Raw genomic sequence first — 13,541 nt, forward strand, 5'->3', positions numbered from 1 at the left:
AAGATCTTGGCCGGGCTCCCGGCGTCTGGCACGCACATCTGCCGCGTTGCCGAAACGTCCTAGTAGCTCCGCTACGAGGACGCTCCGGCGCCTTGCAGCTGCACGCACCAGACGCCGCTCGCTGCTCCGGCCAAGATCTTCAGCACCCTCCTGGCGCGCCCCGCCCCCCAGAACTCACGGACGCCGGCAGTGGGGACGGCCGGCGTCCGTGGGACACACGCGCCCGCATATCGTGCACAAGTACGGCCCGGAGCCCTGCCGTTCGGGACCGGACCGAACGTGCGAGGAGAACCATGCGGGCGTCCACCGACCTCGGTGCCCTGATGACCGGCCTGCGGGCCCATGTCGACCCGGGCCGACTGCGGCACGACGTGGAGACACTGGCCGCCGAGCCGCGCAGCCGGCGGCGCGCGCCGGACGGGATGCGGCGCGCGGAGGAGTACGCGACCGACGAACTGCGCCTGGCGGGCTGGACGGTGGAACGCCGCCCCTTCGACCGGCGCTGGCAGTTCGGCGTCACCGACCACCAGGTCGGCCGGGGCCACCCGGCGGGCCCGTTCCGGCTCCGCCTGTTCCCGAGACTGCGCGGCGCGAACCTCGTCGCCGAGCTACCGGGGACGGGGACCCGTACGGGTGCGGAGGCGGGAGCGGGTACGAGGGCGCGTACGGGTGCGGGGGCGCGCCCGACCGTCGTCGTGGGCGCGCATCTCGACAGCGTCGCGGGCGTCCCCGGCGCGGACGACAACGCGTCCGGCGTGGCCGTCGTCCTGGAGCTGGCCCGGGTGCTGGGCCGGGCGGCGTACCGGCCGGCCGACGTCATCCTCGTGCTGTTCGACATGGAGGAACTCGGCCTGATCGGCGCCCGCGCGGCCGTCCGGGAGCTGGGCCGGGAGGCCGGTGGTGGGCGGCGGATCGAGGGCATGATCTGCCTGGAGTCGGTCGGCTACTTCGCCGACGACCCGGGGACCCAGCGCCTGCCGGCCGGCTTCGGTCTGCTCTTCCCCGGCGTCGCAGCCCAGGTCCGCTCCGCCGGATCGCGCGGCGACTTCGGGCTCGTGGTGCACCGGCGCTCCTCGGCCGCCGCCGCCAGCCTCTGGCAGCGCGCGGCGGAGCACACCGACCCGGCGCTGCCCTCCATGGCCCTGTGCGACCCCCGCCCGGACGGCGCCCTGGGCGCGCTGATCGGACTGCTGGTGCCGCCCCTGAACAACCTGGGCCGCAGCGACCACGCGGCCTTCTGGAACCGCCGCGTCCCGGCGCTGATGCTCACCGACACCGCGAACTTCCGCAATCCGCACTACCACCGGCCCACCGACACCCCGGACCGGCTCGACTACGAACGCCTCGCCGCCGTCACCGCCGCGACCGCGGCCACCGCGCTGCAGTGGCCCAGGCCCGAACGGGATCAGGAGAGGTAGAGCGGCATTTCGCCGGCCGCTGTCAGAGGCCGAACTCCTGCGGCGACAGGTTGAGGACCGCGCACGCCTCGCGCAGGACCTGCTCCTCGGTCTGCGCGATGTACCCGTCCGCGCCCGCGATCACGAACCCGGTCTGGACGACCGCCCGCGCCTCCGTCGGCTTCTTCGCGGCCTTGGCGATCTCCTGCATGGCCTCGGCCTTGCCCTGCTGGAAGTTACGGGACAGCGACTCGACGTGCTTGTGGAAGCGCTGCCGCAGCTGGTCGGCGGGGAAGTTCTGCAGGACGTCGTTGTTGAGGATCAGCGACTCGACGTGCTGCTGCTCGGCCGGGTCAACATGCCCGTCGGCGGCGGCAACCAGGGCGCACATGGCCATGCTGGCGTCCCGGTAGGCCCCGCTCTTCAGCTCCGTCTTGAGCGAGGTGAGCTGGGACTTGAGCGCGCTGACCAGCTGGGCCTTCGACCCGCCGCTCGACCGCCCGGATCCCGAGGACCCGCCGGCGCCCATGGACCCCAGGGGCCCCGCGGCACCCGGCCGCCCGTGTCCGCTGCCGCCCCGCGCTCCCTGCGCCTGCTGCTGCAGACCCTTGGCCTGGTCCTTGATCCGATCCCACATCGCCATGCGTGCCACCTCGGCTTCAGCCCGTGTCGTGCCGGTCGTTCCGGTCGTCCGCGTGCGTTCCGCACGTCTTCCTGTGAACGCCTCCCACCCCCCGGGAAGTTCCACGGCCGGGCGGTCCGGAACCGAACCGGTGTCAACGGCCGCCGTTGCCCTTCGCGGGTGCGCGGCGGCGGCTCTGGGAGGGGCGGCTCCGGCGGCCGCGCGACGCCGAGGGGCGGGTGGGCGGCTGTTCGGTGACCGGCGGGGCGAGGACGACCGGGACGCCCGAGGGGGCCTGCGCGCCGGTGATCCGGTTCAGGTCGGCGTCGCCGGAGCGGACGCGCGTGGTCGTCGGGGTGATCCCGGCGACGGCCATCAGCCGGGTGACGTCCCGGCGCTGGTGCGGCAGGACGAGGGTGACGACGGTGCCGGACTCGCCGGCCCGGGCCGTACGGCCGCCGCGGTGGAGGTAGTCCTTGTGGTCGCCCGGCGGGTCGACGTTGACGACGAGGTCGAGGTCGTCGACGTGGATGCCGCGCGCCGCGACGTTCGTGGCGACCAGGGCCGTCACATCGCCGTCCTTGAACTGCTTCAGGGCCCGGTTGCGCTGCGACTGCGACTTGCCGCCGTGCAGCGCGGCGGCCCGCACCCCGACCGCCAACAGCTTCTTGACCAGCCGGTCCGTCGCGTGCTTGCTGTCCAGGAACATGATCACCCGGCCGTCGCGGGCGGCGATCTCGGTCGTCGTGGCGTGCTTGTCGTCGTCCTCGATGTGCAGCACGTGGTGGTCCATCGTGGTGACCGCGCCCGCGGACGGGTCGACGGAGTGGACGACGGGGTCGTGCAGGTAGTCGCGGACCAGCCGGTCGACGTTACGGTCCAGGGTCGCCGAGAACAGCAGCCGCTGACCGTCGGGCCGCACCTGGTCGAGGAGCGCGGTGACCTGCGGCATGAAGCCCATGTCGGCCATCTGGTCGGCCTCGTCGAGGACGGTGATGGCGACCCGGTCCAGCCGGCAGTCGTCGCGGTCTATGAGGTCCTTGAGCCGCCCGGGCGTCGCGACGACCACCTCGGCACCGCCGCGCAGCGCGCTCGCCTGACGGCCGATCGACATGCCGCCGACCACGGTCGCGAGCCGCAGCCGCAGCGCGCGGGCGTACGGGGTGAGCGCGTCGGTGACCTGCTGGGCCAGTTCCCGGGTGGGGACGAGGACGAGGGCCAGCGGCTGCCGGGGCTCGGCCCGCTGTCCTGCCGTACGGGCCAGCATCGCGAGGCCGAAGGCGAGGGTCTTGCCCGAGCCGGTGCGGCCCCGGCCGAGGACGTCCCGTCCGGCCAGTGAGTTCGGCAGCGTCGCCGCCTGGATGGGGAACGGCTCGGTCACGCCCTCGGTGCGGAGCGTCTCCAACAGCCGTGCGGGCAGCTCCAGTTCACCGAACGCCTCGACCGCCGGCAGCGCGGGCGTCACGGTGACGGGCAGCGCGAACTCGCCGCCGGTCACGGCCGCGGGGGTCCGCCCACCACGCCGGCTGCCCCGCCCGTTCCTGGACGAGCCGCCCTTGGCGGCACCGGCCGCTTTCGCATTTCCGGATCCCGTCCCCTGTGCGCGGGTGCGGTTGCCCCGCGCCGCGCCGGCACCGGTGGCGCCCTTGTCCGTGCGCGCGGCTGAGCCCTTCTCCGTGCGGGAGCGGGAGGAGCTGCTGTTGTTCGTACGAGCCGTGCGGTTCATGGGGACCTTCCTCGATGCGGCGGCGCCTGTCGCACATGAGCCGGGGCCCGCACCCTTCGGGCGCGGGCCCCGGCTCATGCGTTAAGCGTCAGCGTCAGGCGGGAACGATGTTCTCGGCCTGGGGGCCCTTCTGGCCCTGCGTGACGTCGAAGGTGACCTTCTGGCCTTCCTGAAGCTCACGGAAGCCGGAGGTGGCGATGTTCGAGTAGTGGGCGAAGACGTCGGGGCCGCCACCCTCCTGCTCGATGAAGCCGAAGCCCTTTTCCGAGTTGAACCACTTCACGGTGCCGGATGCCATGCTGTAACTCCCTTGATGCAGTGCCCGGAGCCCACACTTTGCGGACCCGGTGTCGCAGCACGGTTCGACCCGACGGGAAGATTCGAAAAGTCCCGGAAAGTCCCGGAAACAACAAAGAGTGCTCGTCGACGGAAGGTCGAAGAGCACTCAGAAGCCTCTGGTAACCAAAACTGCCACTTCATGTCAAGGTAGCACAGGGTCGGGGTGCGTGGGGGGAGACACCGGACACAGCCAGCGAAAATTCTGGGCCGGGCGTTTCCGTGGCCGCCCCATGTCCGGCCGAGTGCCGGATCGGGCGAAAAGCCAAAAATGTCGGCCCCGGTACGCCGACCGGATGACGCGCGGCCCACCGCGCGCCGCCGGCGTCCCCGGACGGCTGCCGTGCTCGCCCTCGTTCCCCGGCCGGGATCAGGCGGGGATCAGGCCGGGAGCCGGTCGGGGGCCGGTCGGGATATCGGATCTGCATACGTCCATCTCGAACCATCACTGTGCGACCAAAATTCGTTACTCTCCGGCCATGGCTCTCCTCGGTCGCCGACGCAGCACGACCAGACTCGCTCCCGAACTCGACGACTCCGACCTCGGAAAGGTGCGCAAGCGCCTTGTGGAGAGGGGGAGTTCGGGTGGCCGCAGTCTCGCGGTGGCCATGATCGAGCAGCTGCTGCGCGACAGTGGCCGGGACTGGGATCGCCGGGCCCACCGGATCGGTGTCCTCGCGGAGTCGGCGTCACCGGCGCTGCAGCGTTCCTGGGCCGAGGAGCAGATGCGGGAGCCGGACGCCCAGTTGCTGTTCGCCTGGGGTGTCCTGCTGCGGGCGCGGTACGAGGAGCAGCCGGTGCCGGGGGAGACCCGGGAGGCGCTCGACGCCTGCGAACAGGCCGCCGCGCTGCGGCCCGAGGACCCCACGCCGTGGGTGGTGCGTCTCGGGCTGCTGCGGCTGTGGCGCCGGCCGGCCGCGGAGGTCTTCCCGCTCTGGGACGAGATAGTCCGCCGTGATCCCTGGCACCGCGAGGCCCACTTCCAGATGCTCGGCTATCTGTCGCCGTGGGAGTGCGGTTCGCATGCGCAGACCGTCGACTTCCTGGACCGGGTACGTGCGGGGGCGGCGCCCACGGCGCCGACGGCGGGGCTGGAGATCGCGGCCCTCATCGACCTCTACCAGGGCACCCTCGACCAGGGCGGGCTGGAGGCCCTCACCGCGGTCCACCTGTGGAGCCGTCCGAACGCGGTGGCGGCCCTGAACCGCGCCCTCGCCGACTGGCCGCGCCCCGGCTATCTGACCCACGCGGCGGCTCTCGCCGACCTCAACCTGCTGGCGTACGCGCTGGTGCAGGCGAAGCGGGCGGGGGAGGCGGGCGAGGTGTTCCGCGCGATCGCCGGGGCGGTCACGCCCTACCCCTGGGCCCTGGACAACGGCGACCCCCTCCAGACCTTCACTGCGTGGCAGCAGCGCGCGATGGGTTAGAGGGGGCGCGGTTCGTCGGGGGGCGCTGGGCTTCGTCGGCGGGTGCGGCTCCGGTGGGGCTTCTCGCGCAGTTCCCCGCGCCCCTAAAAGACACAGGCCCCTACGGGCCTGAAAGACCAGCCCTCCGTAGCCAGAAAGGTGACCGGGGGCGGGGCTGAAAAGCATGGGGCGTAGCCCATGCTTTTCAGGGGCGCGGGGAACTGCGCGAGAAGCCCCACCGGGCCCGCGGACGACGACGCGCCCCCAGCGCCCCCTATCGCCGCCCCGCCCCGCCGGAGGCCAGCGGCATGGCGATGCCCGCCAGCAGCGCACCGGGGACGGCCAGCGCCAGCCAGACCGCCGTCGCGGTGTCGCCGCCGATGAGCGTGGTGAAGTTGGAGACGATCAGCCAGATCGCCCCGGCGATGCCACAGGCCCCGAGCGCCGGGGCGATCAGCGTGTTCCAGAGCCGCGTGTCACCGGACCGCTCGCGGCGGAAGTACACGATGACCGACACCGAGGTCAGCAGGTACAGCAGCATGATCGCCAGCACGGCGAGACCGCTGAGCCAGGAGAAGAGCGTGAGGACGGGATCCTCGCCCGCCAGCGCGAAGGGGAACACCAGCAGCGCGGCCACCCCGGTCTGCACCACACCCGCGAGCCACGGCGACTGGCGGCCGTTGAGCGTGCTCAGGGCGCGCGGCAGCAGGCCCTCCCGGCCCAGGGAGAACAGATAGCGGTTGGCCGAGTTGTGGAAGGCCAGGATGCTGGCGAAGAGCGAGGTGGCCAGCAGGATCGGCAGCGCGTCGCCCGCCCACGCCCCCAGCTCCGCCGCCACCGGCGCGGCGACGAAGCCCGCCCCGTCCCCGGCCTCCAGCGCCTTGCCCGCGGCGGCCGCGCTGGACGAGGGGCCGTGGGCCGAGATCAGCATCCAGGACGTGAAGGCGAAGAACGCGGTGACCAGGACGACCGCGAGATAGGTGGCCCGGGGGACCGTACGGTGCGGCTCGCGCGCCTCCTCGCCGTAGATCGCGGTCGCCTCGAAGCCGAACATCGACGCCACCGCGAACATCAGCGCCACCCCGGGCGCGCCCTCCAGCGCCGCCGACAGGGAGAAGGAGGAGCCGGGCGCCAGCCCCTCGGGGCCGCCGCCCTTGAGGAGCATCACCACACCGAAGACCAGCAGCAGGCTGATCTCGGCCAGCACGAACACCGCGAGCACCTTGGCGCCCACGTCGACACCGGTCGCGCCGAGCAGCTGGACGATCACCATCGTGCCGAGCGCGAACAGCCACCAGGGCACGTCCGTCTCCAGGTACTGCAGCGCCAGCCCGTTCATCACGGAGCCGAACAGGCCGTACACCGCCGCCTGGATGGCGTGGTACGCCAGCAGCGCCACCCCCGCGCTGCCCGCGGCGGCCGTACCGCCGAGGCCCTTGCCGACGTACGAGTAGAAGGCGCCCGCGTCGACGACGTGGCGGCCCATCGCGACGTAGCCGACGGAGAAGAGCAGGACGACCACACCGGCCACGACGTACATCGCGGGGACTCCGGGGCCGTTGCCGATGGCTATCGCCACCGGTGCCGCTCCGGCGACACCGGTCAGCGGTGCCTGCGCGGAGAGCACGAAGAAGAGGATGCCCAGGACGCCGAGCGCGTTCTGTTTGAGGGAGCCGGTGGACGCGTAACCGTCACCGGCCGCGTGCCGGGTTCTGGACGCACTTGTGGACATGGTTCACCTGTCGGGCGAAGAGGAGGAGTTTGGTTTCGGCTCAAACGAGCTGCCCCATGCTTGCCTCAACGCGCCTGCGTGGCAAGGGAGTGACACGTGTAGGACGACAGATTGTTTGGGTGCTTACGACAGTGCGTGTGCGGCGACGCGCCGACAGAGGTCAGGCGGCCGGGCGGCGCAGGCCCGCGACGAGGACGCCGACCTGGCCCCCCACGAGAAGCACGACACCCCGCCCGCCCTCCTCGACCCGTCCCTGCGCCGCCGCCGCTGACCCGCCCCGTCCGCTTCGACGCCGGCCCCCGCCCCGCGGTCCGGGACATGATGCCCGTCCGGCGGTCGCGGAATAGTGTGAAAAGGATGTGATGGGACATACCGAAGGTAGCGGTGAGAGCGAGATGAGCGGCCATGGAGCGGCAGATCGGCGACGGACCGGGAGCGGACCCGGGCCCGGACGCGGTCGGTGAGGCACTCACCGCCCGCGCCACCGTCGACGAGCACGGCACCGTCACCGGCTGGAGCGCCGGCGCCGAACGCCTCCTCGGATTCACGCCCCCGCAGATCCTGGGCCGCCCGGCCGCCTCCCTGCTCGCCGAGCCGCCCCCGGCGGACACCCTCCCGTCCTTCGCCGAGCTGCCCCGCTGGCACGGCACCCTCGTCCTCCGGCACCGGGACGGCCGCCGTGTGGAGGTCAAGGTCCTGGGGCATCACCGGACGTCGTACTGCGGGACCCGTGACTGGTTCCTGGTCTCCGCGCTGACGGGGACCCGGCCCCGCCCCGGCGACGCGGCGCTCGCGCTGCACGGCTTCCTCGACTCCCCGTTCTGCGCGACCTCGGTGCACGACACAGATCTGCGCTACCGCCACGCCAACCGCGGCTCGCGCGGTGCCCTGGGCCTCGGCGACGAGGACCTGCGCGGGCTGCGGCTGACGGACGCGGTCGACGACCCCGCCATCGGCGAGGTCGAGCGGCTGATGCGCCGGGCCCTGGAGACCGGTCGGCCGCAGTACATGGAGAACCACGCGCACGCCCCCGGCGAGACCCGCGAGCATGCCTGGTCGATCCAGTTCTACCGGCTGGAGGACGAGGACGGCCGGGTCCTCGGCGTCGCCACCACCGCACACGACACGACGGAGCAGTACTGGGCCCGCAAACGCCTCCAGCTGATCGCCGAGGCCGGCCGGCGCATCGGCAGCACCCTCGACGTGACGCGGACGGCACAGGAGTTGGCGGACATCGCGGTCCCGGACCTCGCCGACTTCCTCAGCGTCGACCTGCTGGCCTCCCTCGACGAAGGGGGCGCCGCCGACGTCCTCGGGGCGGCGGGGGAGTACGGCCCGCCCCCGCGTGCGCCGGCGGACGGCCGGCCCCTCGCGCTGCGCCGTATCGCCCACCAGTCCGTGCTGCCGGGGAGCCCCGAGGCGGTCGTCGCGCCGGGCGAGGTGGACGACTACCCGGACGGCTCGCCCCCGGTGGAGAGTCTGCGGACGGGGCGGGCGGTCCTGTACCGGGTGACCGAGCCCGCGATCGCCGACTGGGTGGCCCAGGACCCGGTACGCACCGCCCGGATCCGTGACTTCGGGTTCCACTCGGCGATGACCGTGCCCCTGTCCGCACGCGGCACCACCCTGGGCGTCGCCGTCTTCGCCCGCCACCGGCACCCCGACCCCTTCCAGCAGGACGACCTCGTCCTGGCCGAGGAACTGGCGGCCCGCGCGGCGGTCAGCATCGACAACGCGCTGCGCTACACCCGCGAACGCGGCACCGCCGTCACCCTCCAGCGCAGTCTGCTGCCGCAGAGCCTGCCCGAGCAGGACGCCGTCGAGGTCGCCTCCCGCTATCTCCCGGCCGGTGCCCGCGCCGGGGTGGGCGGCGACTGGTTCGACGTGATCCCGCTCTCCGGGGCCCGGGTGGCGCTGGTCGTCGGCGACGTCGTGGGCCACGGCATCCACGCCTCCGCGACCATGGGCCGGCTGCGCACCGCCGTCCGTACCCTCGCCGACATCGACCTGCCCCCCGACGAACTCCTCACCCACCTCGACGACCTCGTGGCCCGCCTGGCGACGGAGGCGGAGGGCGGCGCGGGCATCGTCGGAGCGACCTGTCTGTACGCCGTCTACGACCCCGTCTCGCGCCGGTGCACGCTCTGCCGGGCGGGGCATCCGCCGCCGGTCGTGGTGCGCCCGGACGGTACGGCCGACGTCCTCGACCTCCCGGCGGGGCCCCCGCTGGGCCTGGGCGGTCTGCCCTTCGAGTCCCTGGAGACCGAACTGCCTCAGGGCGGGCTGCTCGCCCTCTACACCGACGGCCTGATCGAATCCCGGAACGCAGAGAACGGCGGTGGCGCCGAGCACAGCGTCGGCGCGGGCCCGAACATCGGCGACATCGACGACGGCATCACCCGGCTCCGGCAGGCCCTCGTCACCCCCGCCGTCTCGCTCGACGCGCTGTGCGACGGAGTGCTGGGCGCCGTCCTGCCCGAGCGGCCCACCGACGACGTGGCCCTGCTCGTCGCCCGGCCCCGCGCACTCGACCCCAGGCGGGTCGCCACCTGGGACGTGTCCCCCGACCCCTCCGCCGTCGCCGAGGCCCGCAAGAACGCCCTCGGCCGACTGGAGAGCTGGGGCCTGAACGACGCGGCCTTCGTCACCGAACTCGTGGTCAGCGAGCTGGTCACCAACGCCATCCGGCACGCCGAGCCGCCGGTCCGGCTGCGGCTGATCCACGATCGGAGCCTCATCTGCGAGGTCTCGGACGCCAGCAGCACGGCACCCCATATGCGCCGCGCCCGCTCCTACGACGAGGGCGGCCGGGGTCTGCTCCTGGTCGCCCAGCTGACCCAGCGCTGGGGCACCCGCCCCACCCCCACGGGCAAGACGATCTGGACGGAACAGACCCTCGGATGAACCGGCCTACGGCCTGCCCTGCTTGGGCCCGTTGAGGGAGTCGGCCGCGTGCCGGGGGCCCGGCCCGGACGCGAACTGGCCGACGAGCTCACGGAAGCAGACCAGGGCGGTGATCGGCGGAATCCCGACGATCGCCATGGCCAGCAGCGAACCCGGTGACTGGCCGATGCACAGCGCCACCGCCGTGCCCGAGCAGATCAGCATCACCGCCCAGGACCGCCGGGCGGTGCGCTGCTGCACCGACGCCCGCAGAATCGACAGCCCCGCCAGCAGCCACGGCCCGTACACGGTCAGCGGCCACCAGCGCGCCAAATGCTCCGAGACGACCAGCAGCGCGATACCGCGCAGTTGACCGTACGAATAAGAGACTGACCAATAAAGCATCGTCAGTGCGCACACGGCGATTGTCGTAATTAAGAAGACGACCGGGACGATCCGCGGGTTCTTGGAAAGGATGTGGGACCCGGGGCGTGGCCGTCGTCGGTCGACCGGGCGGCGCGGGAGGTCGACGCGGACCTCCGGCAGGGGCGGGACGGGGTCCACGCTGTGGGCCGTGTAGGGCATGTGGATCAGCTCGTCGTTGGGGTCCCACACGCCCGACGAGGCTCGCGGACCGGGGAGCCAGATGGGCTGCGTCTCGAACGGCTGGAACCCGTCAGGGTTTTGGTCTACCGAATCATAATCATAATCGGTTCGCATTCTGAATCCTCATCCTGTCCATTCGGATCCGTTTTGCCGACCGGCGCGAGAGGGGCCGGTCCCTGATTTTGGGCATTCGGGAGAATAGCGATCGGCGGGGATTTCCGCGAGGAGCGAACCACGGTGGATGGCCCATGAAAGGGTGAATATCTGCTCAGTCGCCCGGCTCCGATCGAGTGGACCGCACCCCGACGCGGCCGGGAGGGACACCTCGGCCCGGTGCCCGGATGGTGACGTGGGCCCCTCCGATCCCGATCCGGAATAGGCACCCCGAGATGAGACATCTCCCCGCCCGCCGTTCCCGCCGTTCCCGCCGTCCGTTCGCCGCCGCCGCGCTGCTGGTGGCCGCGGTCCTGGCCCCCCTGGCGGTCGTCCCCGCGGCGGCCGTCCACGCCGCGCCCGCGCCGTGTCGCTCCGGCGGCCTCGGGTCCGAGGTGGCCGCGCGGCTGGACGCGGCCGTCGAGGGTGTCCGCCGGCAGGCCGGTGTCCCCGGTGTCGTCGTCGGGCTGTGGATGCCGGGCCGGGGGTGCTACGTCCGGGCGACCGGGCTCGCCGACACGGTCACGCGGAGGCCGATGACCACCGGCCTCTTCTCGCGGATCGGCAGCGAGACCAAGACCTTCACGGTCACCGCGCTGCTCCGGCTCGTCGACGACCGCCGGATCCGGCTGGACGACCCGATCTCCCGCTACGTACGCGGGGTGCCGAACGGCCGCCGGATCACCCTGCGGCATCTCGCGGAGATGCGCAGCGGGCTCTTCCCGTACAGCGCCGACCCGGACTTCACGCGGACCCTGCTGAGCGACCCGCGCCGCTCGTTCACCCCGCGCGAGGTGCTCGCGTACGGCTTCCGGCACGCGAACACCTTCGCGCCGGGCGCGGAGTTCCAGTACTCCAACTCCAACCTCGTCCTGCTCGGCCTGGTGATCGAGAAGGTCAGTGGCCGGCGGCTCGCCGACGTCATCCGCGAGCGGGTGCTGCGCCCGGCCCGGCTGCGTCACACACTGTTCCCCGAGGGCTCCGAGTTCCCCGAGCCGCACGCGCGCGGCTACACGAACCAGACGCTGAGCGGCGAGGTCGAGGACGCCACGGACTGGAACCCCAGCTGGGGCTGGGCGGCCGGGGCGATGATCTCGGACCTGCGTGACCTGCGGCGCTGGGCCGAGGTCGTCGCCACCGGCACCCTGCTCAGCCCGAAGACCCAGGCGGAACGGCTGAAGACGCTGCCGACCGGCTTCCCCGGCACCAGCTACGGCCTCGGCATCTTCGAGACCGGCGGCTGGATCGGGCACAACGGCTCCATCCCCGGCTACCAGAGCGTCACCGTGTACCTGCCGGCGCGGAAGGCCACCCTGGTGCTGCTGCTCAACACCGACATCACCTCCGGGGGCCAGGAGCCGTCCTCGCTGTTCGCCCGCGCGATCACCGAGATCGTCACCCCGGAGAACGTCTACGACCGCCCGGCGCCCCCTCGGTAGCGGGCCCGCGCGGGGTCCGGCGAACGGGCCGGGGCGGGGACACGCCACCGGATGGCCCATCCGCCCGTTCATCGAGTATCTGGTCATAACGTGCGGAATATGAAGAAATGGCATATTGCCCAAGTGGCGTGCGTCGCGGCGGTCATCGGGGCGGGGCTCGGGGCCGCCCCGCAGGCGGTCGCCGACCGCGAGGACCATCCGACCCATTCGGCCCATTCGGCCCATCCGACCCATGTGGTCTTTCCGGGGGAGTCGATCCAGCAGGCGGTGGACGCCGCGGCGCCGGGGTCCACCGTTCTGGTGGCCTCCGGCACGTACCGCGAGAGCGTCAAGGTCAGCACCCCCGGGATCACCCTGCGGGGCATGGGCCCCCGTACCGTCGTGGAACCGGCCGCCGTCGACCCGGCCGCGCCCAAGCCCGCCACCCCCGACGCCTGCGGCGACGCCGGGAACGGCATCTGTGTGATCGGGACGAAGGACCGCAAGGTCGAGGACGTCACCGTCGCCAACCTGACCGTGACCGGCTTCGCCGGGTCCGGGGTGTACGCCCTGGACACCGACCGGCTGACCGTGCGGCATGTGACCGCCGTGAAGAACGGTGTGTGGGGCATCGCCCAGGAGCGTTCGGTGCGCGGGGTGTTCCGCAAGAACACCGCCCGGGACAACGGCGACGCCGGGCTGTTCCTCGCCAACACCATCAAGGCCGAGCAGGGCGCCACGGACACCGGCGGCGCGGTGGTCGCGCACAACCGCCTGGAGGGCAACCGGATCGGGCTGACCGTCCGGCGGCTGCGGAACCTCACCGTCGCGGACAACCACCTCACCGGCAACTGCGCCGGGATCTTCGTCGTCGGCGACGAGAACATGCCGCGGGCGGGCGCGCTGACCGTGCGCGACAACCTCATCGACCGGAACAACAAGTCCTGCCCGAAGACCGCGCGCCTGGACGCGCTGCAGGGCACCGGCATCGTGCTGACCGGCGCCGAGGACACCCTGGTGACCCGCAACCGGATCACGGGGAACGCCGGCAACTCCCCGTTGTCGGGCGGTGTCGTGGTCTGGAAGAGCTTCGTGGGCACCACCAGCGAGCGGAACCGGATCACCGACAACGTGCTGGAGAACAACGCCCCGGCGGACCTGATCAACACGGACACCGTCGGCAAGGGCAACACCTTCGCGGGCAACACCTGCCGGGCGTCCAGGCCCGCGGGACTGTGCTGACCGGCCGAGCCGACCGGCCG

11 protein-coding genes are annotated in these 13,541 nt (G+C 72.4%); 6 read left to right on the forward strand and 5 right to left on the reverse strand.

What is annotated here, in order from left to right; genetic code table 11:
• The first annotated feature begins 293 nt into the window (after positions 1–293).
• Positions 294–1,418 carry a M28 family peptidase gene (locus ACZ7MG_RS12470; RefSeq protein WP_471382045.1) on the forward strand — a complete coding sequence of 375 codons (1,125 nt, stop codon included), beginning with the start codon at positions 294–296 and terminating at the stop codon, positions 1,416–1,418.
• Between the two features lie 22 nt (positions 1,419–1,440).
• Here ACZ7MG_RS12470 and ACZ7MG_RS12475 read toward each other — a convergent pair whose 3' ends face one another.
• The 3 genes from ACZ7MG_RS12475 to ACZ7MG_RS12485 all read right to left on the reverse strand — a co-directional run bounded on the left by ACZ7MG_RS12475 (position 1,441) and on the right by ACZ7MG_RS12485 (position 4,043).
• Positions 1,441–2,040, reverse strand: a complete 600-nt coding sequence (locus tag ACZ7MG_RS12475) for a tellurite resistance TerB family protein (RefSeq protein WP_471382042.1) — start codon at positions 2,038–2,040, stop codon at positions 1,441–1,443.
• A 133-nt stretch (positions 2,041–2,173) separates the two neighbouring features.
• Entirely contained in the window at positions 2,174–3,745 is a 1,572-nt protein-coding gene (locus ACZ7MG_RS12480; RefSeq protein ID WP_471382040.1) for a DEAD/DEAH box helicase, read from the reverse strand.
• A gap of 94 nt (positions 3,746–3,839) precedes the next feature.
• Positions 3,840–4,043 carry a cold-shock protein gene (locus ACZ7MG_RS12485; protein WP_005483357.1) on the reverse strand — a complete coding sequence of 68 codons (204 nt, stop codon included), beginning with the start codon at positions 4,041–4,043 and terminating at the stop codon, positions 3,840–3,842.
• Positions 4,044–4,560: 517 nt separating this feature from the next.
• Here ACZ7MG_RS12485 and ACZ7MG_RS12490 point away from each other — a divergent pair.
• Positions 4,561–5,508, forward strand: a complete 948-nt coding sequence (locus ACZ7MG_RS12490) for a hypothetical protein (protein WP_471382038.1) — start codon at positions 4,561–4,563, stop codon at positions 5,506–5,508.
• Between the two features lie 253 nt (positions 5,509–5,761).
• On the opposite strand, the gene ACZ7MG_RS12495 is transcribed toward ACZ7MG_RS12490, so the two are convergent.
• On the reverse strand, positions 5,762–7,219 hold the full coding sequence (locus tag ACZ7MG_RS12495) for an APC family permease (RefSeq protein ID WP_471382035.1): 1,458 nt from the start codon (positions 7,217–7,219) through the stop codon (positions 5,762–5,764).
• 115 nt (positions 7,220–7,334) lie between these two features.
• Here ACZ7MG_RS12495 and ACZ7MG_RS12500 point away from each other — a divergent pair, with 115 nt between their 5' ends.
• Together ACZ7MG_RS12500 and ACZ7MG_RS12505 are read left to right on the forward strand one after the other, a co-directional pair.
• On the forward strand, positions 7,335–7,490 hold the full coding sequence (locus ACZ7MG_RS12500) for a hypothetical protein (RefSeq protein ID WP_471382032.1): 156 nt from the start codon (positions 7,335–7,337) through the stop codon (positions 7,488–7,490).
• A 134-nt stretch (positions 7,491–7,624) separates the two neighbouring features.
• The gene (locus ACZ7MG_RS12505) at positions 7,625–10,123 is read left to right on the forward strand and encodes a SpoIIE family protein phosphatase (RefSeq protein WP_471382029.1); all 2,499 of its coding nucleotides are present in this window, start codon (positions 7,625–7,627) and stop codon (positions 10,121–10,123) included.
• Positions 10,124–10,129: 6 nt separating this feature from the next.
• On the opposite strand, the gene ACZ7MG_RS12510 is transcribed toward ACZ7MG_RS12505, so the two are convergent.
• Positions 10,130–10,717 (reverse strand): DUF2637 domain-containing protein, encoded by a 588-nt coding sequence (locus ACZ7MG_RS12510; protein ID WP_471382027.1) that lies wholly within the window; start codon positions 10,715–10,717, stop codon positions 10,130–10,132.
• Between the two features lie 380 nt (positions 10,718–11,097).
• Between ACZ7MG_RS12510 and ACZ7MG_RS12515 the strand changes: the two genes are divergently transcribed.
• Both ACZ7MG_RS12515 and ACZ7MG_RS12520 read left to right on the forward strand, forming a co-directional pair.
• Complete coding sequence (locus ACZ7MG_RS12515) at positions 11,098–12,300, forward strand: serine hydrolase domain-containing protein (protein ID WP_471382024.1); 1,203 nt, start codon at positions 11,098–11,100, stop codon at positions 12,298–12,300.
• A gap of 99 nt (positions 12,301–12,399) precedes the next feature.
• A complete protein-coding gene (locus tag ACZ7MG_RS12520; RefSeq protein WP_471382021.1) occupies positions 12,400–13,521 on the forward strand; it encodes a right-handed parallel beta-helix repeat-containing protein in 1,122 nt (373 codons plus the stop codon).
• Positions 13,522–13,541 lie beyond the last annotated feature (20 nt).

The sequence above is a fragment of the Streptomyces sp. NPDC107538 genome, from assembly GCF_055657445.1.

Bases quoted from the DNA above. Each gene is read 5' to 3' on its own strand.
- ACZ7MG_RS12470 (WP_471382045.1), top strand. From the start codon at position 294: ATGCGGGCGTCCACCGACCTCGGTGCCCTGATGACCGGCCTGCGGGCC.
- ACZ7MG_RS12475 (WP_471382042.1), bottom strand. From the start codon at position 2,040: ATGGCGATGTGGGATCGGATCAAGGACCAGGCCAAGGGTCTGCAGCAG.
- ACZ7MG_RS12480 (WP_471382040.1), bottom strand. From the start codon at position 3,745: ATGAACCGCACGGCTCGTACGAACAACAGCAGCTCCTCCCGCTCCCGC.
- ACZ7MG_RS12485 (WP_005483357.1), bottom strand. From the start codon at position 4,043: ATGGCATCCGGCACCGTGAAGTGGTTCAACTCGGAAAAGGGCTTCGGC.
- ACZ7MG_RS12490 (WP_471382038.1), top strand. From the start codon at position 4,561: ATGGCTCTCCTCGGTCGCCGACGCAGCACGACCAGACTCGCTCCCGAA.
- ACZ7MG_RS12495 (WP_471382035.1), bottom strand. From the start codon at position 7,219: ATGTCCACAAGTGCGTCCAGAACCCGGCACGCGGCCGGTGACGGTTAC.
- ACZ7MG_RS12505 (WP_471382029.1), top strand. From the start codon at position 7,625: ATGGAGCGGCAGATCGGCGACGGACCGGGAGCGGACCCGGGCCCGGAC.
- ACZ7MG_RS12515 (WP_471382024.1), top strand. From the start codon at position 11,098: ATGAGACATCTCCCCGCCCGCCGTTCCCGCCGTTCCCGCCGTCCGTTC.
- ACZ7MG_RS12520 (WP_471382021.1), top strand. From the start codon at position 12,400: ATGAAGAAATGGCATATTGCCCAAGTGGCGTGCGTCGCGGCGGTCATC.